Annotated in this window: 18 protein-coding genes and 1 pseudogene; 3 read left to right on the top strand and 16 right to left on the bottom strand. The window is 40.8% G+C overall.

Annotation, left to right across the window (positions count from 1 at the left end; translation table 11 throughout):
- Nucleotide 1: 1 nt before the first annotated feature.
- Genes BG00_RS01730 through BG00_RS01700 form a run of 7 tightly spaced genes read right to left on the bottom strand, consistent with a single transcriptional unit; the run spans nucleotide 2 to nucleotide 6,220 of the window.
- Complete coding sequence (locus BG00_RS01730) at nucleotides 2-1,834, bottom strand: DUF885 domain-containing protein (protein ID WP_036980196.1); 1,833 nt, start codon at nucleotides 1,832-1,834, stop codon at nucleotides 2-4.
- A 37-nt stretch (nucleotides 1,835-1,871) separates the two neighbouring features.
- On the bottom strand, nucleotides 1,872-3,008 hold the full coding sequence (gene hemW, locus BG00_RS01725) for a radical SAM family heme chaperone HemW (RefSeq protein WP_036980195.1): 1,137 nt from the start codon (nucleotides 3,006-3,008) through the stop codon (nucleotides 1,872-1,874).
- Nucleotides 3,005-3,604 (bottom strand): XTP/dITP diphosphatase, encoded by a 600-nt coding sequence (locus BG00_RS01720; RefSeq protein ID WP_036980194.1) that lies wholly within the window; start codon nucleotides 3,602-3,604, stop codon nucleotides 3,005-3,007. The genes hemW and BG00_RS01720 overlap by 4 nt, the downstream gene beginning before the upstream one ends.
- Nucleotides 3,605-3,606: 2 nt before the next feature.
- Nucleotides 3,607-4,050 carry a DUF4426 domain-containing protein gene (locus BG00_RS01715; protein ID WP_036980192.1) on the bottom strand — a complete coding sequence of 148 codons (444 nt, stop codon included), beginning with the start codon at nucleotides 4,048-4,050 and terminating at the stop codon, nucleotides 3,607-3,609.
- Nucleotides 4,051-4,107: 57 nt separating this feature from the next.
- The gene (locus tag BG00_RS01710) at nucleotides 4,108-4,641 is read right to left on the bottom strand and encodes a YggT family protein (protein WP_036980190.1); all 534 of its coding nucleotides are present in this window, start codon (nucleotides 4,639-4,641) and stop codon (nucleotides 4,108-4,110) included.
- A 26-nt stretch (nucleotides 4,642-4,667) separates the two neighbouring features.
- Nucleotides 4,668-5,489 carry a pyrroline-5-carboxylate reductase gene (gene proC / locus BG00_RS01705; RefSeq protein ID WP_036980188.1) on the bottom strand — a complete coding sequence of 274 codons (822 nt, stop codon included), beginning with the start codon at nucleotides 5,487-5,489 and terminating at the stop codon, nucleotides 4,668-4,670.
- 17 nt (nucleotides 5,490-5,506) lie between these two features.
- Complete coding sequence (locus BG00_RS01700; RefSeq protein ID WP_036980186.1) at nucleotides 5,507-6,220, bottom strand: YggS family pyridoxal phosphate-dependent enzyme; 714 nt, start codon at nucleotides 6,218-6,220, stop codon at nucleotides 5,507-5,509.
- Nucleotides 6,221-6,222: 2 nt separating this feature from the next.
- Here BG00_RS01700 and BG00_RS01695 point away from each other — a divergent pair, with 2 nt between their 5' ends.
- Together BG00_RS01695 and BG00_RS01690 are read left to right on the top strand one after the other, a co-directional pair.
- Nucleotides 6,223-7,263, top strand: coding sequence for a type IV pilus twitching motility protein PilT (locus tag BG00_RS01695; protein WP_013465851.1), 1,041 nt, complete (start codon nucleotides 6,223-6,225; stop codon nucleotides 7,261-7,263).
- A gap of 9 nt (nucleotides 7,264-7,272) precedes the next feature.
- A complete protein-coding gene (locus BG00_RS01690; protein WP_036980184.1) occupies nucleotides 7,273-8,403 on the top strand; it encodes a PilT/PilU family type 4a pilus ATPase in 1,131 nt (376 codons plus the stop codon).
- 52 nt (nucleotides 8,404-8,455) lie between these two features.
- On the opposite strand, the gene ruvX is transcribed toward BG00_RS01690, so the two are convergent.
- The 6 genes and pseudogenes from ruvX to BG00_RS01665 all read right to left on the bottom strand — a co-directional run bounded on the left by ruvX (nucleotide 8,456) and on the right by BG00_RS01665 (nucleotide 12,880).
- Nucleotides 8,456-8,905 carry a Holliday junction resolvase RuvX gene (ruvX, locus tag BG00_RS01685; protein WP_036980183.1) on the bottom strand — a complete coding sequence of 150 codons (450 nt, stop codon included), beginning with the start codon at nucleotides 8,903-8,905 and terminating at the stop codon, nucleotides 8,456-8,458.
- A gap of 17 nt (nucleotides 8,906-8,922) precedes the next feature.
- Nucleotides 8,923-9,480, bottom strand: a complete 558-nt coding sequence (locus BG00_RS01680; protein WP_013465848.1) for a YqgE/AlgH family protein — start codon at nucleotides 9,478-9,480, stop codon at nucleotides 8,923-8,925.
- A 135-nt stretch (nucleotides 9,481-9,615) separates the two neighbouring features.
- Nucleotides 9,616-10,566, bottom strand: a complete 951-nt coding sequence (gene gshB, locus BG00_RS01675) for a glutathione synthase (RefSeq protein ID WP_013465847.1) — start codon at nucleotides 10,564-10,566, stop codon at nucleotides 9,616-9,618.
- Nucleotides 10,567-10,632: 66 nt separating this feature from the next.
- Nucleotides 10,633-11,367, bottom strand: coding sequence for a 16S rRNA (uracil(1498)-N(3))-methyltransferase (rsmE, locus tag BG00_RS01670; protein WP_036980182.1), 735 nt, complete (start codon nucleotides 11,365-11,367; stop codon nucleotides 10,633-10,635).
- Nucleotides 11,368-11,438: 71 nt separating this feature from the next.
- Nucleotides 11,439-11,909: pseudogene (locus tag BG00_RS17940) on the bottom strand (hypothetical protein).
- A 77-nt stretch (nucleotides 11,910-11,986) separates the two neighbouring features.
- Nucleotides 11,987-12,880, bottom strand: coding sequence for a DUF350 domain-containing protein (locus BG00_RS01665; protein WP_036980180.1), 894 nt, complete (start codon nucleotides 12,878-12,880; stop codon nucleotides 11,987-11,989).
- Nucleotides 12,881-12,958: 78 nt separating this feature from the next.
- Between BG00_RS01665 and glnE the strand changes: the two genes are divergently transcribed.
- A complete protein-coding gene (glnE, locus tag BG00_RS01660) occupies nucleotides 12,959-15,754 on the top strand; it encodes a bifunctional [glutamate--ammonia ligase]-adenylyl-L-tyrosine phosphorylase/[glutamate--ammonia-ligase] adenylyltransferase (RefSeq protein WP_036980179.1) in 2,796 nt (931 codons plus the stop codon).
- A 64-nt stretch (nucleotides 15,755-15,818) separates the two neighbouring features.
- Here the strand turns inward: glnE and BG00_RS01655 are convergent, their stop codons facing one another.
- From BG00_RS01655 to tolC, 3 genes are all read right to left on the bottom strand, one after another.
- On the bottom strand, nucleotides 15,819-16,391 hold the full coding sequence (locus tag BG00_RS01655; protein ID WP_036980177.1) for a toxin co-regulated pilus biosynthesis Q family protein: 573 nt from the start codon (nucleotides 16,389-16,391) through the stop codon (nucleotides 15,819-15,821).
- Nucleotides 16,392-16,428: 37 nt separating this feature from the next.
- The gene (lpxL, locus tag BG00_RS01650; protein WP_036980176.1) at nucleotides 16,429-17,352 is read right to left on the bottom strand and encodes an LpxL/LpxP family Kdo(2)-lipid IV(A) lauroyl/palmitoleoyl acyltransferase; all 924 of its coding nucleotides are present in this window, start codon (nucleotides 17,350-17,352) and stop codon (nucleotides 16,429-16,431) included.
- A 372-nt stretch (nucleotides 17,353-17,724) separates the two neighbouring features.
- Nucleotides 17,725-19,083: an outer membrane channel protein TolC gene (tolC, locus tag BG00_RS01645; protein WP_036980174.1), complete on the bottom strand. Its 1,359-nt coding sequence runs from the start codon at nucleotides 19,081-19,083 to the stop codon at nucleotides 17,725-17,727.
- Nucleotides 19,084-19,206 lie beyond the last annotated feature (123 nt).

Here is a 19,206-nt window from a genome sequence, read left to right as displayed (position 1 = left end):
ATTAAGCTTGTTTGCTGGCAATCCACTCATTAACGAAGTTTTCTAGTACGTTTAATGGTACAGGGCCATTTTTAAGCACTACATCGTGGAACTGGCGGATATCAAACTTATCGCCAAGTTGCATTTTAGCATCTTCACGTAGTTCTAAAATTTTCAGCATACCTACTTTGTAAGCCGTTGCTTGAGATGGCATTACAATGTGGCGCTCAACCATTTTCACACCGTCAGAAGTCGCGTTAGGAGTGTTGTTAACGTAGTAATCAATACCTTCTTGACGAGTCCACTTCATTGCGTGAATACCGGTATCAACCACTAAACGACATGCACGCCATAATTCCATGGCTAAGCGACCAAAATCTGAATACGGGTCTTCGTAAAGGCCCATTTCTTTTGGTAGTAATTCTGAGTATAACCCCCAGCCTTCAATGTAGGCTGTGTAACCACCAAATTTACGGAACTTAGGTACACCTTCAAGTTCTTGTGAAATGGCAATTTGCATATGGTGACCCGGAATCCCCTCATGATAAGCCAAGGCTTCCATTTGGTACGTAGGCATTGCTTCCATGTCGTATAGGTTGGCGTAGTAAATACCTGGGCGAGAACCATCTGGCGCAGGTTGCTGATAAAACGCTTTACCTGCCGCTTTTTCACGGAATGCTTCAACACGTTTTACAATCATGTCGGCTTTTGGTTTTACAATAAACAGCTCATCTAAGCGTGTTTTCATGTTATCAATTAAGCCTTTAGCTTCGCTTAGGTACTGCGCTTTACCAGCTTCAGTGTTAGCTAAATAAAATTGCTTGTCGGTTTTCATAAACTGCATAAAGGCGTTTAAGTCGCCCTCAAAGCCGACTTTATCTTTAATAGCACGCATTTCATCATGAATACGTGATACTTCAGCAAGGCCAATGGCGTGAATCTCTTTTGCTGTAAGGTCTGTCGTGGTGGTGCGTTTCAGTGCGTTATTGTAAAACACTTCGCCATCAGGGAATTTCCAAGCACCGTCACGGTCATCAGCACGTTTTTCTAACTGTGCAATGTAGTTGATTAACTTAGAGTAAGCAGGTTTAACTGCCGATTTTAATGCATCAGTCGCTTTACTAATAAGTGCATCTTTTTCAGCTTGGTCGATTTCTAATGCATTTACTTTACGTTTAAAGTCAGCCAAAAGAGTTGAATCTTCACCTTGTTCAAACGGCGCACCTTTAATGATGTTTTTGCTTGAATCAATCACGTGTGGAAATACAAATTTAGGGGCGATGATGTTTTTATCGGCGCGAATTTCTAAGTCGGTAATCAGTTGATCGAATACACCCGGAACCCCGTTTAAACGGGCAATGTAATCGTTGGCTTCTTTTACGTTGCTAATTTGATGCTGGTTAATTAAAAAAGCCGGCACCATAGAATGTGTACCAAACATTTGGTTTACTGGGTAGTTATGGTAACGCCATTTGAAATCAGCAATGCTGGCTTCTAAATCTTGTTTTTTTAAATCATAACTTACTTGAGTAGCTGCATCTAATTGCGCACGGTCAATGTTGTTGAGCGTGACTAAATCGGCTTTAGTTTGTGCCAAGTCTTTTAGCGCTTTTTCTTCGCTGTTGTCATCCCATTTATCGTAATCTTTTTTGATGCCCATATAGGTTTGATAAACTGGGCTACTCATTACATCACGATTAAAAGTGTCTTCAAAAAAAGCATTCGCTTTATCAATTTCACTTTGTACAGGTTGAGCTTGAACCGCCGGTGCAGACGTTGATTGTTGTGTTGCTTGTTGGCAACCGGCAAGTAGTGCCACGCTGATGGTGGCAGCAATTAAAGTAAGTTTACGCATTCGTTTCCCTTTTGTTGTTAGAAACCTATTATTGTCACTAAACAAATAACGCAAGTAGATCATTTAAAAAACGTTGGCCTTGGAGTGTAACGTGCCAGTGGCTGTCTGTTTTTGTTAGTAAACCGGCATTAATGGCTTTATCTAGTGCATGCTGTTGGCTTTGCAGTGGTTGCTGCGTCAGCGCATTAAAATCATTTATAGGGCATGGCTCTATTAAACGAAAGCGATTCATAAAAAATTCAAACGCTAAGTCGTCTTGCTCTACTTGCCAGCTTTTGTACAGGTAGGGTTTAATAATATCCATGTAGCCCCGAGGGTGTTTTACCTTTTCAGTGCGTGTTATCACCCCCGTTTTCGCATCAGTGACCTTACCATGAGCGCCGCAGCCAATGCCAAGATAATCGCCAAACCGCCAATAATTCAAGTTATGTTGGCATTGATAGCCAGGTTTTGCATACCCTGATATTTCATATTGCTGATAGCCAGCTTGTGCTAATAATGCTTGGCCTTGCTCTTGAATATCCCATAAGGTTTCATCTTGTGGCAAAGTCGGCGGTTTTGAAGCAAATTGCGTATTGGGCTCAATCGTGAGCTGATACCAAGAAATATGCGGTGGATTGAGCGCAATAATTTGTTTTAAATCACTCAGTGCATCATCAAGAGACTGCCCTGGTAAGCCATGCATTAAATCAAGATTAAAGCTATTTAATCCCGCTTCATTGGCTTGTTGTGCTGCATAACTGGCTTCATCGGCACCATGAATTCGACCTAGAGCTTTTAACTTATCGTTCTGCATGCTTTGCACACCGATAGAGATACGGTTAATGCCTGCTTTTACATAATCTTTGAAACGGCCAGTTTCGACTGTGCCGGGATTTGCTTCAAGGGTAATTTCACAGTTATCGCTTAAGCCAATTAGGCTATCTACTTCCTTGAGTAAACGGGTGTATGCCGCGCCGGTTAATAGACTTGGTGTGCCGCCGCCAATAAAAATACTGTGAATCTTACGCCCTTGTACTAAGTGTAAATCAGCTTTTAAATCGTCGATTAAATGCTGTACATACTCAGCTTCAGGGATGTCACCTTTTTGCCCGTGGCTATTAAAATCGCAATAAGGGCATTTTTGCACGCACCATGGCACATGCACATATAAACTCAGTGGAGGAAGGTTCACAGGCCGCCTTTGTGTTGTAGCTCTTGCAGTAACATTTTAAGTGCTTGCCCACGATGACTTAGGGCATTTTTTTGCGCTTTTGTCAGCTCTGCACTGGTACAGTTTTCTGATGGCACAAAAAAGATAGGATCGTAGCCAAAGCCACCTTCACCGTGTTGGCTAAGGGTAATTTCGCCCTCCCAGCTAGCACTGCAAATAAGTGGGGTAGGGTCGTCGGCGTGACGCATCAGTACTAACACACACCAAAAACGAGCGCGTCGGTTAGGGTTATCGCCTAAATCAGCCAGTAATTTATCGATATTATCTTGATCACTGGCACCCGCTCCGGCAAAGCGAGCAGAGTAAACACCGGGTGCGCCATTTAAGCTATCAACTTCTAATCCCGAATCATCAGCAATAGCCGGTAATCCAGTTATTTTAGCTGCATGACGCGCTTTAATTATCGCGTTTTCTACAAACGTGGTGCCTGTTTCGGCCACGTCACTGACATTAAAGTCGCTTTGTGGTACTACATTAATGTTAAGCGAGCTGAGCATGTTAGCCAGCTCATTTACTTTGCCGGGATTGCCGGTTGCAAGTACTAAGGTGTTGGTCATATTTAATCTACGTAAAATTTTTGCTGAAATTTTAATGTTTGGAACTGGTTACCTTGTTGGATTTCAATTTCAAAACGTAAAATCTCTTCGTTGGTGTAATCTACTTGTGCTAGGTAATAAACAGAATCGCCTTCAACCACTTCTTTAAAGTTAAGGGTTTGCTTGTTACCTAATAAGTTTTTAGCGGTGCCTTGTAATGTCGCTTTTTGCGCTGTTTTATTGGCATCATTTTTTAAGATAGAAATATTAACAATGCCTTTATAGCCACTGCGTTCCAGGCCGTACGTTTTGGCTATTTGTGGCTGAATAAACGTTGATGGAAAGGCTATATAATGAACTTGCCAAGGGCCTAGTTCTTTATATTGAGCGCCTTGTTCTTGTGCGCTGTGCGCATTAAATGCTAAAGCGAGACAAGCAATAAAACAAAACTTTATTAAACGTTGCATAGTTAACTCCTGAGTATGTAAAAAGAGGCACTAGGCCTCTTTTATATTACGTTATGCTTAAGCTAAAAGGTCCATTAGCAGCATTTGTAAAAACTGAATGCCGATGATTAGTACCAGTACCGATAAATCTAAGCCTCCTAGTGGCGGTAAAACTTTACGGATAGGCTTTAACATTGGCTCAGTAAGCTGATGGAATACCGCTTCAATTGGGTTATAGCCTTGGCTTACCCAGCTTAAAATAGCGCGGATAATTAACACCCAAAAGACTAAATTTAAACCTTCTTTTAAAACAGTTATTAGCGCCTGTATAAGCACAGGTTGAATAGCCCAAGAGCTATAAATAAGCCACATTAGGGTACTTATTTTTGCCGCAGCCACTATAAATGCCAGCAGCAAAGAGGCTAAATCAAGCCCGCCTAGCCCCGGAACGATTTTTCGCAGCGGGTTAACTGCAAACGAAGTGGCTTTCACCACAAATTGGCTCATCGGATTGTAAAAGTCGGCTTTTGCCCACTGTAGCCAAAAACGCAGTAGTACCACCATTAAAAATAGATCAAACAAGGTGCTAATTAAAAATTGCATGGCATTCATAGTATAACCTTCAATAAAAAATGGTTTTAAAGTTCTTGTTCCATTTGCACTGCACGCGCAATACACGCATCCATTGCATCGCCTACGGTTTTAGTTAAACCTTGTGCTTTTAAATGCTCAACAGCTGCATGCGTGGTACCGCCTTTTGATGTCACATTTGAACGTAATTGTGAAATGCTAATATCAGTTTGGCTAAGTGCCATTTCAGCTGCGCCAAGGGCGGTTTGCTGCACTAAGCGGCGTGCGTCTTCATCACTAAACCCAAGCGCTTTGGCTTTTTCTTCAATGGCTTCCATAAATAAGAAAAAGTAAGCCGGTGAAGAGCCGGTAACAGCTATCACATCGTTAATTTGTGATTCTTGCTCTACCCATACAACAATACCGGTACATTCAAATACTTGCTGTACAAACTCATGCTCGCTTTGGGTTTCGCCTGCACCATATAAGCCAGATACACCACGGCCAAGTAATGATGGCGTATTTGGCATACAACGTACCATTTTTACATCTTGACCAAGCATTTCACGTAAGCGCTTAACGGTTAACCCTGCCGCGACTGAGATAAATAATTTATCGCTAAAGTCGACACCTGAATCTTGAAATGATTGACATAAATCGCCCATCATTTGTGGTTTAACAGACAAAACAATGACATCGGCATCGCGCATAGCTTCGTTATTGTCACTGGTGGTTTGCACTTTGAAATCGGCAGCTACCTTAGCTAGTTTTTCTTGGTTGCGGTTAGTCGCAATAATATTATTTGCGTTAAAGCCGTTTTTTACCATGCCACCAATGATGGCGTAGCTCATATTACCTGTGCCTATAAATGCGATTTTTTTATCTGACATATGTCTGTTATCACCTTTTAAGTTCGTGTTCCAAAAATATCTGTGCCAATCCTCACCATGGTTGAACCTGCCGCTATGGCAGCTTCTACATCGTTACTCATCCCCATCGACAACGTATCTATATGAGGATATTGGGTCTGTAGTTTATCAAAGCAAGTTTGTAATTGCTCAAAATATTGAATTTGCGTGTTTGCATCGTCACTTTTAGCGGGAATAGCCATCAGTCCGCGCAACTGTAAATGGGCACATTGGTCTATATATTGCGCCAGCTCAGTGATTTCATTGGGGTGACAACCAGACTTTGCTTCTTCTTCGCTAATATTGACTTGAATAAGTACATTCAGTGGCGGCATTGTCTCAGGGCGTTGACAGTTTAAGCGCTTGGCTATTTTAAGTCTGTCTACACTTTGCACCCAAGCAAAATTGGCAGCGACTAAAGCACTTTTATTTGACTGAATAGGGCCAATGAAATGCCAAACAATATCGCTAAATGTGTCTAGTTGCGCTATTTTATCTACAGCCTCTTGAACATAAGATTCACCAAATTGACGTTGCCCTTGATCATAAGCTGCCATAATATCGGTAGCGGGTTTGGTTTTAGATACTGCAAGTAACGTAATATCGTTACTATTACGTTGTGCTTTGTGCGCTGCCTCTGCAATTCTAGCGTAGGCGGATGTGAGTCGTTCTGCTATTGTAACCATATATTTATCAGTTAGTTGTGGAGTCATAAATGGATATCACCGAATTATTGGCATTTAGTGTGCAACATAAAGCATCAGATTTGCACTTATCATCAGGGGTATCACCTATGATACGTGTTGATGGCGATGTGCGACGTATTAATATACCAGCACTTGGAGATAAAGAAGTCAGCAGTCTGGTTTATGACATTATGAACGATAACCAGCGTAAGGACTATGAGCAAAATCTCGAAGTGGATTTTTCTTTTGAAGTCCCTAATTTAGCACGTTTTCGTGTAAATGCCTTTAACTCTAATCGTGGCCCTGCTGCTGTGTTTCGTACTATCCCGAGTGACGTACTCACTCTTGAAGATTTAGGCGCACCTGAAATATTTAAACAAATTTCAGATAACCCACGAGGCCTAGTGTTAGTCACAGGCCCTACAGGTTCAGGTAAGTCGACCACGCTTGCGGCGATGGTCGATTACATTAACCAAACTAAGCATCATCATGTGCTGACTATTGAAGATCCTATCGAATTTGTTCATGATAATAAACTCAGCTTAATTAATCAGCGGGAAGTTCATCGTGATACACATAGCTTTTCTAATGCACTACGCAGCGCACTTCGTGAAGACCCTGATGTTATTTTGGTTGGTGAGCTACGAGACTTAGAAACTATTCGCCTTGCTATGACCGCTGCGGAAACGGGTCACTTGGTGTTTGGTACTTTGCATACGACCTCTGCACCTAAAACCATTGACCGTATTATTGATGTATTCCCTGGCGAAGAAAAAGATATGATCCGCTCTATGCTCTCTGAGTCATTACGTGCAGTTATTTCGCAAACACTGATAAAAAAAGTAGGGGGAGGGCGAGTGGCTGCACATGAAATTATGTTGGCAACGCCTGCTATTCGTAACTTAATCCGTGAAGATAAAATTGCACAAATGTACTCATCAATTCAAACCGGTGCGTCGCAAGGCATGCAAACCATGGATCAATGTTTAACAAGCCTAGTTAACCGTGGCATTATCACTCATTCAGCGGCATATACAAAAGCGCAAGATAAGACACAGTTTAGCGCTTAAGGAATTATTATGACTTTATCTTTAAATCACTTTTTACAAATAATGGTCGACAAAAAAGGCTCTGATTTATTTGTATCGAGCCAACTTCCTATTAGCGCTAAAATTAACGGCGAGTTAACTCCTCTTAATGACGATAAATTAACAGATGAGCAAGCGCTGGAATTAGTCGAATCAGCGATGAGTGAAAAACAAAAAGCAGAGTTTCATAACACTAAAGAATGTAACTTTGCGGTTGCAACTAGCGAAGGGCGCTTTCGTATTTCGGCTTTTTGGCAACGCGACAGAGCGGGCATGGTTATTCGCCGAATCGTCACTAAAATTCCCGACGTTAAAGAGCTTGGATTACCTTCTGCATTGACCGATGTGATTATGTCAAAGCGCGGACTCGTGTTATTTGTGGGTGGTACGGGAACCGGTAAATCAACGTCTTTGGCGGCACTTATTGGGTATAGAAATCGCAATCAACGTGGACATATTTTAACCATAGAAGATCCGATTGAATTTGTGCATGAGCATCAAAAAAGTATTATTACCCAACGTGAAGTGGGTTTAGATACTGAAAGCTTTGAATCAGCACTTAAAAGCTCTTTGCGCCAAGCGCCTGATGTTATTTTAATTGGTGAAATTCGTTCGCAAGAAACCATGGAATATGCGTTGAGCTTTGCAGAAACGGGTCATTTGTGTGTTGCCACCCTGCATGCTAACAATGCTAACCAAGCGATTGACCGCATTATGCATTTGGTACCAAAAGAAAAGCACGATAAGCTTAAATATGACTTAGCATTAAATTTACGCGCTATCATTGCTCAGCAACTTATTCCGACCTCTGATGGGGAAGGGCGTGTTGCTGCCATTGAGGTATTACTTAATACGCCAATGGTCAGTGAGCTAATTAAAAACGGTAATATTGGTGGCATTAAAGAAACCATGGCTAAATCAACAGAGATGGGCATGCAAACCTTTGACCAAGCGCTGTTTGAGCTTTACAGGCAGCAACGTATTAATTATGCCGATGCGCTGCATCATGCGGATTCGCCAAATGACTTACGCTTGATGATTAAACTACGTAATAACGAGCAGCAAGGCGCAGGCTTTTTGCAAGGTGTGACCATTGATGGCCTTGATGACAAAGGCATATGACCTAGATACAAAAAAAGCGCCTTAGGCGCTTTTTTTATGTGGGTTAAGTGCTTTATTCACTATAACTGGCTTCAAAAAAACTCTCTAGAATGATCACCGCAGACATATTATCTACGTTACCTTTACCTAAATTTTTATAGCCACCACGTTCAAACAATCGTGCTTTTGCATCTGCAGTCGTTAAGCGCTCATCTTGAGTATGAACTGCAATGCCGTAATGGTTGTGCAAACGATTAGCAAACTTTTTAGCTTTAAAGGTAACCTCTTGTGAGGTGCCATCCATGTTTAGCGGTAACCCGACAACCATTAAATCGGGTTGCCACTCTTTTACTTGCACTGCAATGTCATCCCAATTAGGAATGCCATCTTGGGCTTTCACCGCTTTTAAGCTGGTAGCGCTGCCTGTGAGCTCCTGACCAATAGCTATACCAATACTCTTGGTACCAAAGTCAAATCCCATAACTGTACGCTCACCTTGCGGCTTTACTGTTTTTTTAGTCATGTTTATCTTTTATGTTATTACGCATGTCCGGCTTCGGGGCTTAATTGGCCAATATCAAAACCAAGCATAGAGACTGCCATTTCCCAGCGTTTTTCTACTGGAGTATCAAAAATTATCTTAGGATCGGCTTTAATGATCAGCCAGCTATTATCTAGTAGCTCTTGCTCTAATTGACCTTGTTCCCAACCGGAGTAGCCTAAAGTAATAATAAATTGTTCGGGTGCTTGGGCTGTGGTTAACGTGGCTAACACATCTTTTGAGGTGGTGATCATAATATCACTGCTCAACTTTTGGCTTGCCGAGTACCCAGGTTTAGGTGAATGTAGCACAAAGCCACGGTCTGTTTTTACCGGCCCGCCAGCAAACACAGTCACTTGCGCGGCATGTTGAGATTTATCGTTATCAATATCAATTTTGTCGAGTAACTCACCTACAGTGACATCAATCGGCTGATTGATCACCAATCCCATAGCGCCTTCTTCGTTGTGTTCACAAATATAAGTGACGGCACGTTTAAAAAAAGGGTCTTGCATTGATGGCATTGCGATTAAAAAGTGATTTTCTAATGACTGCATAAGTTTTACCCTTTTAGTTATTGAATCTTGAGTATGGCATAGTCCCATGTTTTAACACTAAAAATTTATTCGAGTTTTCAGCGATGGCACAATAAGCGTCATCGCTTTATATCTTAGAGCTGGTTCAGTGATAATTTATTTATTAAGCTTTTTCTCTATGGCGTCAAATAAAATGCCGGTAATTGAAATATCGTAAGCGGCTTCAATTTCTTTTACGCAGGTTGGCGCTGTTACGTTAATCTCAGTTAACTTATCACCAATAATATCTAAACCTACAAATATTAAGCCTTTTTCTTTCAAAGTAGGGGCGACCGCCTTTGCAATCTTAAGATCTGATTCGCTAATTGGGCGTGCTTCGCCACGACCGCCTGCGGCTAAATTACCGCGTGTTTCGCCATTTTGTGGAATACGCGCTAAGCAATAAGGAATCACTTCACCATCAACAACCAATACGCGCTTATCGCCTTGAGTGATCTCTGGGATATAATTTTGCGCCATGGCAAAGCGGCTACCATGCTCGGTTAAGGTTTCGCATATTACGCCTATATTAGCATCATCGGCTTTTACTCTAAAAATAGAGGCGCCACCCATGCCATCAAGCGGTTTTAAAATAATATCTTTATGCTGGGCTAAAAACTCACGGATTTGTTTTTGGCTGCGCGTTACTAATGTATCTGGCGTGTGTTCACTAAACCAAGCTGTAAAGAGTTTTTCATTGGCGTCGCGCAAGCTTTGTGGTTTATTAATCACTAATGTGCCTGCTTGCTCTGCACGCTCTAAAATATACGTTGCGTAAATATATTCAGTATCAAAAGGCGGATCTTTACGCATTAAAATAACGTCTAAATCAGCCAGCGCTATGGTTTCTTTTTCTTCAAGTTGGTACCACTTTTGAGCGTTATCAAAAACTTGAGCTTTAGCTGCAGTGGCGTAGGCATTGCCTTGACGCAGCGATAAATCATCCATTTCCATGTAGTAAATTTCGTAGCCACGGGTTTGTGCTTGCATCATCATTGCAAAACCGGTGTCTTTTTTAATATTAAATCCACTAATAGGATCTGAAATAATACCTAACTTAATTGCCATGCGCTGTGCCTTAATTTATGTGTTTTTTACAACTGTAATCTTGATATGTGGGTGCTTTTAGTTATTTCAATTAGCTAAATCGCCAAATTGTAATTGCAGTGCACTTAAAACGGTTAACGCTGCTGTTTCTGTGCGAAGTACTCGCGGACCTAAGCGAATATCTACAAATTCTTGTTGTTTAGTTTGCGCCATTTCATCATCGGTAAATCCCCCTTCAGGGCCCACTAAAAATCGCACGCCACCATCAGGAACAGTAATGGTTTTAATGCTGTGCTCGGCGCGCGGGTGTAAGGTTAATTTAATTGCATCGGTTTGCTGTTCAAGCCAGTGTTTTAAATCTACGGGAGGATTAATGGTTGGTACAAAGTTGCGCCCGGACTGCTCTGCAGCAGCAATGGCTATTTTTTGCCATTGCTGGTGTTTTTTTTCTAGGCGGTCGCCGCTGAGTTTTACGCCGCATCGCTGGCTAAAAATAGGTGTTATTTCAGTGATCCCTAATTCAACCGACTTTTGAATGGTAAAATCCATTTTATCACCACGAGATACACACTGGCCTAAATGAATCTTTAATGGCGATTCAACGTCATGAGGATTAAATTCGAGGGGCATAACAACAACGTTTTTTTTACTCACTTCAATAATTTCACTGAGAAATTCACCCCCTTCACCATTAAACATAGAAACCTGTTCGCCCACTTTCATACGTAGCACACGACCTACATGGCCTGCAGCGTCATCGTCAAGATTTAAAGGGGTGTTGAGAGCAATCGGTGATGATTGATAAATATGGGGCACTCGCATGGCAAATCACTTTTTTACATAAGAAGTTATATCCCTCTATGGTAAGTAAGCAAAGGCTTGGGTGCAATTATTTATTTTTCATATTCGGGGGTTAAAAGCGCGGTTAACTCTTGTGCAGTTTGAGCTGTGTCTGTATCACACGATAAATGGTTTGAATGGCATTCATCTTTTATGGGCTTAATTTAATAGCCTTGATCTGTTTGAATAACCATATAGCGTTTTTCATGCCGTGAGTTATAAATAAAGCGCTGTGTATCATCGGCGAGCAAGTAGTCTGTTTGGGTTAAACAGTACCCTCAGAATATTGTGGTGTTCGTGTAGGTAGCTGGTCAGCTCAGAAATGCTTATTTCGTTTTCAATATCGCAATAGCAATAACCTTTAACGAGTTCATCAAACATCATTTTAACCAGTTTTTGGGTATTAGCCCCAGCGATAACGATGTCTTTTTTAGCTGGAACATTTGTATTTATATAGTGTTTAATGAATGGCTAAATTCGTTGCCTATATCAATTAAGAGATAACTCGCTGTTTTTATTTCCATATGCCTAAAGTCCCTGTTAATTTACCAGACTATTAAATAGGGACGTTTAGTAACGGCTTAATTTAACCAGTTTGGTACTAAATTGAAAACATACTTATAAGTAAGTAACCAATAGCACAAAATACAGCAAATTCAATACACGCAATACCAATATTATCTTGATGATCAACCTCAAGTGCGGTGTCGATATTAGGCATTGAAATAATTTTTATAATATACGTTAAACAGTATAGTAACAGCCACATCACACCGCAATGCATTACCAAGGTAAATAAGTTTTCTACCATTTTACCATTTTGAAATGCCGCACTAGATAAACCAGCATACGCCGCAAGTGCTAATCCAATTGACTTACCCGCATAGCGAATACCAATAGAGGTATTTTCTAAGCCAAAATTACTTTGCAATGAGGCGCCTTGATTTGCTTCAGCAAAGCGGTATTCACGTATTTTACTGTCCAAAGCAAACATTCCTTGCAACACAAAAAAGCTTACTGAGGCAATTAATAAATTACTAAACCCCTGAGTATGTGTCCATGTATATAAACCCAGCGCTAAAATACAATTGGCAATAAGCATCCCCGAGTCAACCAGCGCAGCACAGACGTTTTGCTTTAGTATTGCGGCTTCCTCATTAAAGCGGCGTAATATCCATTTACGATGGATTAAATGCCCCATTTTTATAAATGAAAAGAGTAGCACAATTAACAAAATCACTTTTAATGGATTTGATTGTGCGGTGCTAATACTAATTTCATCAAATAAAAACGCCATGGTGGCTATAACAACAGATATTTCAGAGGCAAAACTAATCCCCATTGCAAAGTTATCATGCTGCGCCAACTCTTCTTTAAGTGCTTGTTTTGCTTTTATTTGAGTAACAATTCTTAAACTGATGATGATGACACAAATAACCACAAAACTAATAGCAATCGCAACTAAACTAGTGTTAGATAATGACAAATATGACATGGTGTTCCTAAATAGATTTACCTTGATAGGTTTTTAACCATTCTAGTATGGTTATTGGTGAGATAAAAGAGGGTATTGATGAGTAACGACACGCAGCTTCCTATTGAATTACAAAAACTCGGTGAAACACGCTTTGCCGCGCTGTACCCAGAGCAACAAAACCAGCAGCAGATAATACGGCTATTGGCGTTAAGTGATTTTGCTTGGCGCAGCTTAAGCTCTCAACCTGCGCTACTGTCTTGGTTACTGTGTGAGCACGAAATTAAAAATAGAGAAATTTTAGACCCTTTTGCACAGCTAGATATAACTAAAATAGAAGAGAGTGAGTGCCATAAGTTACTGCGCCAATACCGAGAAAAATACTGGTTAAAGGTGGCTTTTTTAGATTTATGCTGCAAAAACCCAATTGAAAATAGTATTGAATATATTAGTGAACTTGCTGATAAACTGATCGACAGTGCTAATCAATGGGCTTATAAAAATGTCGCTAAAACCAATGGTGAGCCATTAGATGAGCACAACAACCCGTTACCGTTAATGGTATTAGGAATGGGTAAACTAGGTGGACAAGAACTCAATTACTCATCTGATATCGATCTTATTTTTGCATATCCTCGCAATGTTAAAACCCAAGGTGGGCGTCGCTCGCTTGAAGCACCTGTCTTTTATACTAAAGTTGCCCAAAAGCTAATTACAGCACTTAATCAATGTACGGTTGATGGCCAAGTTTTTCGTGTAGATATGCGTTTGCGACCATTTGGGGAAAGTGGTCCGTTGGTAATGAGCTTTAATGCCATTGAAGATTACTACCAAGAGCAAGGGCGTGATTGGGAGCGCTACGCGATGTTAAAAGGGCGCTTAATTGGCACGCCTAACATTTATTGGCAGGAGTTTAATACGTTATTAAAGCCTTTTGTGTATCGCCGTTATATTGATTTTTCGGTTATTGAGTCGCTAAGAAAAATGAAGCTTATGATTGCCCAAGAGGTGCGTCGTAAGCGCTTAACCAATAATATTAAGTTAGGTGGTGGTGGCATTCGCGAAGTGGAGTTTATTGTTCAGGCTTTGCAAATGGTGCGAGGTGGCAGAGAGGCAAACTTACAAACGCAATCTTTATTAATGGCATTAAAAGAGTTAACACTAAGCCAAGTTATTGATGAGCTTGAAGCTAAAGATTTAAAAAGCAATTACTTATACTTACGCAAAGTAGAGCAATACCTACAAATATTTGATGATCAACAAACACAAACACTGCCCGATGATGAGCTAAATCAACAGCGACTCAATGTGTTGCTCGCTCAGGCCGATTTTGCTGCAACGCTTGTGAAAATAGAACATGTGATGAGCCAAATACATAACGAATTTACACAGGTTATAGGCGAAGAAACTGAACCACTTGATACCTGTGAAGGGGCGTTTATTAGTGCTTGGGATCACGGCGATGTTAGCTTTTTAAATGAGCTCAGAGATGAATGGCAAACACCATTACACGACTTTAAACAACGAGTTTCTAAAGCTAAAGTCGGCAATCGTGGGCGCGATATTCTTGATAAATTAATGCCGGCATTACTTAAACAGTTAAACGACTTTAATGCCAGTGCTAGCGCCTTTGCAACGGTATGCCAAATATTAAATAAAATTATTTCGCGCACCGCTTATCTCGAGTTGCTGTATGAAAATCCAGGAACGCTAAAACAATTGGTTTTACTTTGTTGTCACAGTAAATGGATTGGCGAGCATATTTCATTATACCCCATTTTGCTCGATGAACTTATCGACCCAGCTGTGCTTTACAAGCCAACCCCATTAACTGCGTATAAAGATGAAATAAGGCAGTATTTTTTACGCATTGAACATGACGATTTAGAGCAGCAAATGGAAGCGCTGCGTCAGTTTAAGCAAACCCATCAATTACGCATTGCCGCAGCTGATGCGACGGGCGTTATTGATGTAATGAAAGTAAGCGATCACTTAACAGCATTGGCTGAAGCTATAGTCGATCAGGCTGTAAATATTGCGTGGTACCACTGCGTAAAACGCTTTGGTATGCCACCTAACACCGATGATGAAAACAAGGGGTTTGCGGTTATTGCGTATGGTAAAACTGGCGGTTTTGAGGTGGGGTATGACTCTGATCTCGATTTAGTCTTTGTGCATAACCATGATGGTACAAGCTACACCAATGGTGATAAAGCGATTGACTCAAGGCAGTTTTATTTAAAACTCGCACAACGATTAATGCATTTATTTAATACCCGTACCGCCTCAGGTATTTTATATGAGTTAGATACTCGTCTGCGTCCAGAAGGTGCATCAGGGCTATTAGCTATTAACCTAGAAAGCTTTAATCATTATCAGCAAACGCAAGCATGGACATGGGAGCATCAAGCCCTGGTTAGAGCCAGGCTGATTTTAGGCCAAGCTGAATTAGTAACACGGTTTGCACAAATTCGCGCCGAGATATTGTGCCAACAACGTGATGAAGATACTTTAAAGGCAGACGTGATTAAAATGCGCGAAAAAATGCGTGCCCATTTGGCTAAAGGCAATGCGCAGCAATTTGACTTAAAACAAGATGTAGGTGCCATGACCGATATTGAGTTTATAACGCAATACTTGGTATTAAAACATGCCCATGAGTTTACCCACTTATGCGATAATTCTGACAATGTGAGAATTTTAACTGATGCGGCTAAAATTGGCTGTATCAGCGATATTCAAAAACAGCAGCTTATTAAAGCGTATATAGACTATCGCTCACGCTATCATGTATTGAGCTTAGACCAGCAAGGTCGCTGCGTTAAACGCGAAGAGTTTAGTGAAAATATCAATAATGTTAGCACTGTTTGGAAGGCAATATTTGGGCTAGATTGAGCAATTTAATGTTATGCGCTCAGCAATATTTGAGCGCATATCAACAAAATTAAACCCAATGTAGTTAATTGCTTAGCTTTAAACAGTTTGAGCGTACAAATTCAGACGGTAGCTCGGTAATAACCGCTGCACGTTGTTCAGGGCAGAAAAACGCATACACTTCATTTGAAAAGTCATCATTAATAGAGCGGCTAACGCGGTATAAAGCGGAGTTAAAACTGCTATCTATACGAAAGTGATCTTTTATTACGTAATCTTTGTCTAAGTACCACATTAAAGTAATACCTTCGTTATTAGCGTATTGGGTCAGTACAGTACGCAAGGTTGAATCACGTTGAAAACGACGCGGGCCTACTTCTCCGCTCCAATTTAAAGGCATAGGCTCTACTACAAAAGAGCGTTGGTTTAGCGCTCTATCAAGGCTAAGGTCGGGTTTTTCGAGTTCAATTATAAATTTGTGATTGTCTTTATTGACAGAAACTCTATTTCGAATTGATGCATAAAACCGCGATAACCCTTCGGCCGCAGCGTTATTGGTTTGTTGATAATTAAATGACGACGAACCATTTAGTAGAAAATAGATGGCTGCACCAATTAACAATAAAGCTAAAAGTATATATCTAATCCAAAACCACATCGCTGTCACTCGTCTTTGTTATTTTAGTAACCCATCTTTAATAGAAGGAGGGGGCGTCTTTATCGGGGCGTGTTTTAAAACGTCTATGCAACCACATATATTGTTCAGGGGCGGCATTTATTGATTGCTCCATGCGCTGATTAACACGTGTTACATCGGCTTTATCATCGCCGCTTGGGAAGTTTTCAAGCTCAGGTACGATTTCTAAGTGATACTTTCCGTTGTTATCCCTGTAAGCAATTAAGCTCATTGTTTCGCAGTTTTTACTACCTGCAAACATTAGTGTACCAGTGGTGGTTGCTGTATCGGGTACTGCGTAAAAAGGCACAAACTCACAGCGGTTACGGCCATAATCCTGATCGGGTAAGTAATAACACAGCTTTTTATTTTTTAATGATTTTAATAGCCCTTTTACGTCCTTTTTACCAACCATGTACTCGTTAGAGCGAAGACGTCCGTTGGTGATGAAATACTCCATCAGCGGATTATTATGTGGGCGATAAAAACCAATACCTTGGCACTTTAACCCCATCACTCGGCTAGCCATTTCAAGATGAAGTATATGTGGAACAAGTAATAAAACACCTTTACCTGATTGTTGAACGCGCTCATAATGCTCAAGTCCTTTTATTGACCCGAGTACTTTTTTGACCCGCCACTGTGGCCACCACCAAGCCATACCGGTTTCAACCATAGCAATACCGGTATTTTCCATATTTTTAAGTACCAGCTGTTGTTGCTCGGCTTCGCTCATTGTGGGGAAACAGTGTTTAATATTAACTTCAGCAATATGCCTTCTGCGCTTCATATATTTATGAACCAAGCGTCCTAGCTGTTTACCCATAGCTAATTGTAGTTTTTGCGGTAACCATGAAATGAGATATAAAAATAAGACACCAATCCAAGTTAGCCAATAACGAGGACCTAAAAAAGAGGCTTTAAAAGGGGATGAGTTAACCACAAAAATTTCTCTAAAAATAAAAGGCTAGGGTCTGTTGACCTTTGCGGATTAATATTTGTTCAAACTAGGGGCAATTTAATCGCGGCGCGAGGTTTGTAACCTAGTGGGCTAAGTAAAAACCGAGCAACAAAGAGTTAATTGCCCCTAGGCAGAACCCTTCTGGCAGCGCCTGTTTGGCATTGATACTACGTTATCGCCTATTTATGGGGAATAACCACACCACATAAGCTCTGCCTTGCCTAAATACCAAACAGGCTGCTGCAAATTTAACCTTGAAAGGTCAACAGACCCTAGTTTAACGCTATGCGCTCAAAAATACAAAAAGCCAGCAAAAAGCTGGCTTTAGTGATTATTTATAATGAAGTCGTCTGCTTAGTTAACAGTATTTAAACCTTGGTTTATACCCACTAAATCTTCACGGCTTAATGTGCCTGTCGCTTGTTTTAGACGAAGCGTTGACACAACATAGCGATAACGCACATCAGCAAGATTACGCTTTGCGTTGTATAAGTTTTGCGTACTGACGAGCACATCAACAATGGTACGTGTACCCACTTCAAAACCCGCTTCAGTGGCTTTTAATGCGCTTTGTGCTGAAATAACCGCTTGTTCAAGCGCTTTATAGGTCGCAATATCAGATACCACTTGGTTATAAGAAGTAATAACAGAGCGAGTTACTGCGCGATAATCGGTTTCAAAATCTTGGCTAGCAGCAACGTAAAATGCGCGTGCTTGCTCTGTTGCAGCAACCGTTGCGCCACCTGAGTAAAGTGGGACGCTAAAGTTTAGTCCAATAGTGCTTGAATCTGAACGAGGTTGGTCGTCAAAACTAGCGCCATTTAACTCACTATCTGTTAATGAGTCGCCGTAGCTAGCATTTAAAGTTAGTTTTGGGTAATGACCTGCTTTTGCGAGTTCAATTTGTTCTTTAGCTATATCAACCGTTATTTTTGATACTTGCAGATTTAAGTTTTTGTCTTTCGCTATTTTAACTAAATCAGTTGCAGGCGTACTTGGCTTAACCGTAGAAAACGTTTCGGTGTTTAACATATCTAGCTTTGCGTGGTACTTACCAGTGATCTCACGTAGTTGCTCACGGGCTGTTTCTACCGCATTATTAGCAATGATTTCTTGCGCTACTGAGTTATCAAATTGTGCTTGTGCTTCATGTACATCGGTAATAGCCGTTAAACCTACAGCGTAACGCTGTTTAGTTTGTTCAAGTTGGCGCTCAATGGCACGTTTTTCAGCTTGTACAAATTCAAGGTTATCAATAGCGCTAAGTACGTTAAAATAGCCCTCAGCAACACGCACAATTAGGTTTTGCTTGGCAAAGTCGTATTGGCCGCTTGCTTGAAGTGCTTGTTTGTCGGCTATACCTAATGAATTCCATGCGCCTAAATCAAATAACGTTTGGCTTAAGCTAATACCACGAGAAAACTCGTCGTTTTCAGCATTAATTTTATCAAGAGAAGATAAATCCTCAGATTGTCTGAAGGAAGTTGAGTCAGACTTTGTGTAACTCATAGTCAAGCCAATTTGCGGTAATAGTGCGCTCATAGCGCGATCGCTTTGGTATGATTGAGCATCAGCTTGGGCTTTTGCTTTTAAAACGGTAGGATCGTTGGCTGTTGCGATTTCAAAAACTTGAAGTAAATCTTCAGCATTGGCTACGGTTGAGCCCAATGCGCATGATAAACTAACCAGTGCTGCAAGGATGTTCTTTTTCATGTGATGTTCGGTCCTTAGACAATTTTTGTACTACAGGCATGTTAACCTGTTTTACTTAATAACTAAAAAAAAAATTAGTAAAACAACGTTCTCAAGTGTAACAGAATATATACCTAACACGCC

Source organism: Pseudoalteromonas sp. SCSIO_11900, from assembly GCF_000576475.1.
In the GTDB taxonomy this organism is placed as follows: Bacteria; Pseudomonadota; Gammaproteobacteria; order Enterobacterales; family Alteromonadaceae; genus Pseudoalteromonas; species Pseudoalteromonas tetraodonis.
The sequence above is the reverse complement of the archived record's forward strand: the minus strand, read 5'-3'. Positions and strand labels throughout refer to the sequence as shown.

Coding starts and splice junctions, on each gene's coding strand:
- BG00_RS01730 (WP_036980196.1), bottom strand. CDS start 1,834: ATGCGTAAACTTACTTTAATTGCTGCCACCATCAGCGTGGCACTACTT.
- BG00_RS01720 (WP_036980194.1), bottom strand. CDS start 3,604: ATGACCAACACCTTAGTACTTGCAACCGGCAATCCCGGCAAAGTAAAT.
- BG00_RS01715 (WP_036980192.1), bottom strand. CDS start 4,050: ATGCAACGTTTAATAAAGTTTTGTTTTATTGCTTGTCTCGCTTTAGCA.
- BG00_RS01710 (WP_036980190.1), bottom strand. CDS start 4,641: ATGAATGCCATGCAATTTTTAATTAGCACCTTGTTTGATCTATTTTTA.
- proC (WP_036980188.1), bottom strand. CDS start 5,489: ATGTCAGATAAAAAAATCGCATTTATAGGCACAGGTAATATGAGCTAC.
- BG00_RS01700 (WP_036980186.1), bottom strand. CDS start 6,220: ATGACTCCACAACTAACTGATAAATATATGGTTACAATAGCAGAACGA.
- BG00_RS01695 (WP_013465851.1), top strand. CDS start 6,223: ATGGATATCACCGAATTATTGGCATTTAGTGTGCAACATAAAGCATCA.
- BG00_RS01690 (WP_036980184.1), top strand. CDS start 7,273: ATGACTTTATCTTTAAATCACTTTTTACAAATAATGGTCGACAAAAAA.
- ruvX (WP_036980183.1), bottom strand. CDS start 8,905: ATGACTAAAAAAACAGTAAAGCCGCAAGGTGAGCGTACAGTTATGGGA.
- BG00_RS01680 (WP_013465848.1), bottom strand. CDS start 9,480: ATGCAGTCATTAGAAAATCACTTTTTAATCGCAATGCCATCAATGCAA.
- gshB (WP_013465847.1), bottom strand. CDS start 10,566: ATGGCAATTAAGTTAGGTATTATTTCAGATCCTATTAGTGGATTTAAT.
- rsmE (WP_036980182.1), bottom strand. CDS start 11,367: ATGCGAGTGCCCCATATTTATCAATCATCACCGATTGCTCTCAACACC.
- BG00_RS01665 (WP_036980180.1), bottom strand. CDS start 12,880: ATGTCATATTTGTCATTATCTAACACTAGTTTAGTTGCGATTGCTATT.
- glnE (WP_036980179.1), top strand. CDS start 12,959: ATGAGTAACGACACGCAGCTTCCTATTGAATTACAAAAACTCGGTGAA.
- BG00_RS01655 (WP_036980177.1), bottom strand. CDS start 16,391: ATGTGGTTTTGGATTAGATATATACTTTTAGCTTTATTGTTAATTGGT.
- tolC (WP_036980174.1), bottom strand. CDS start 19,083: ATGAAAAAGAACATCCTTGCAGCACTGGTTAGTTTATCATGCGCATTG.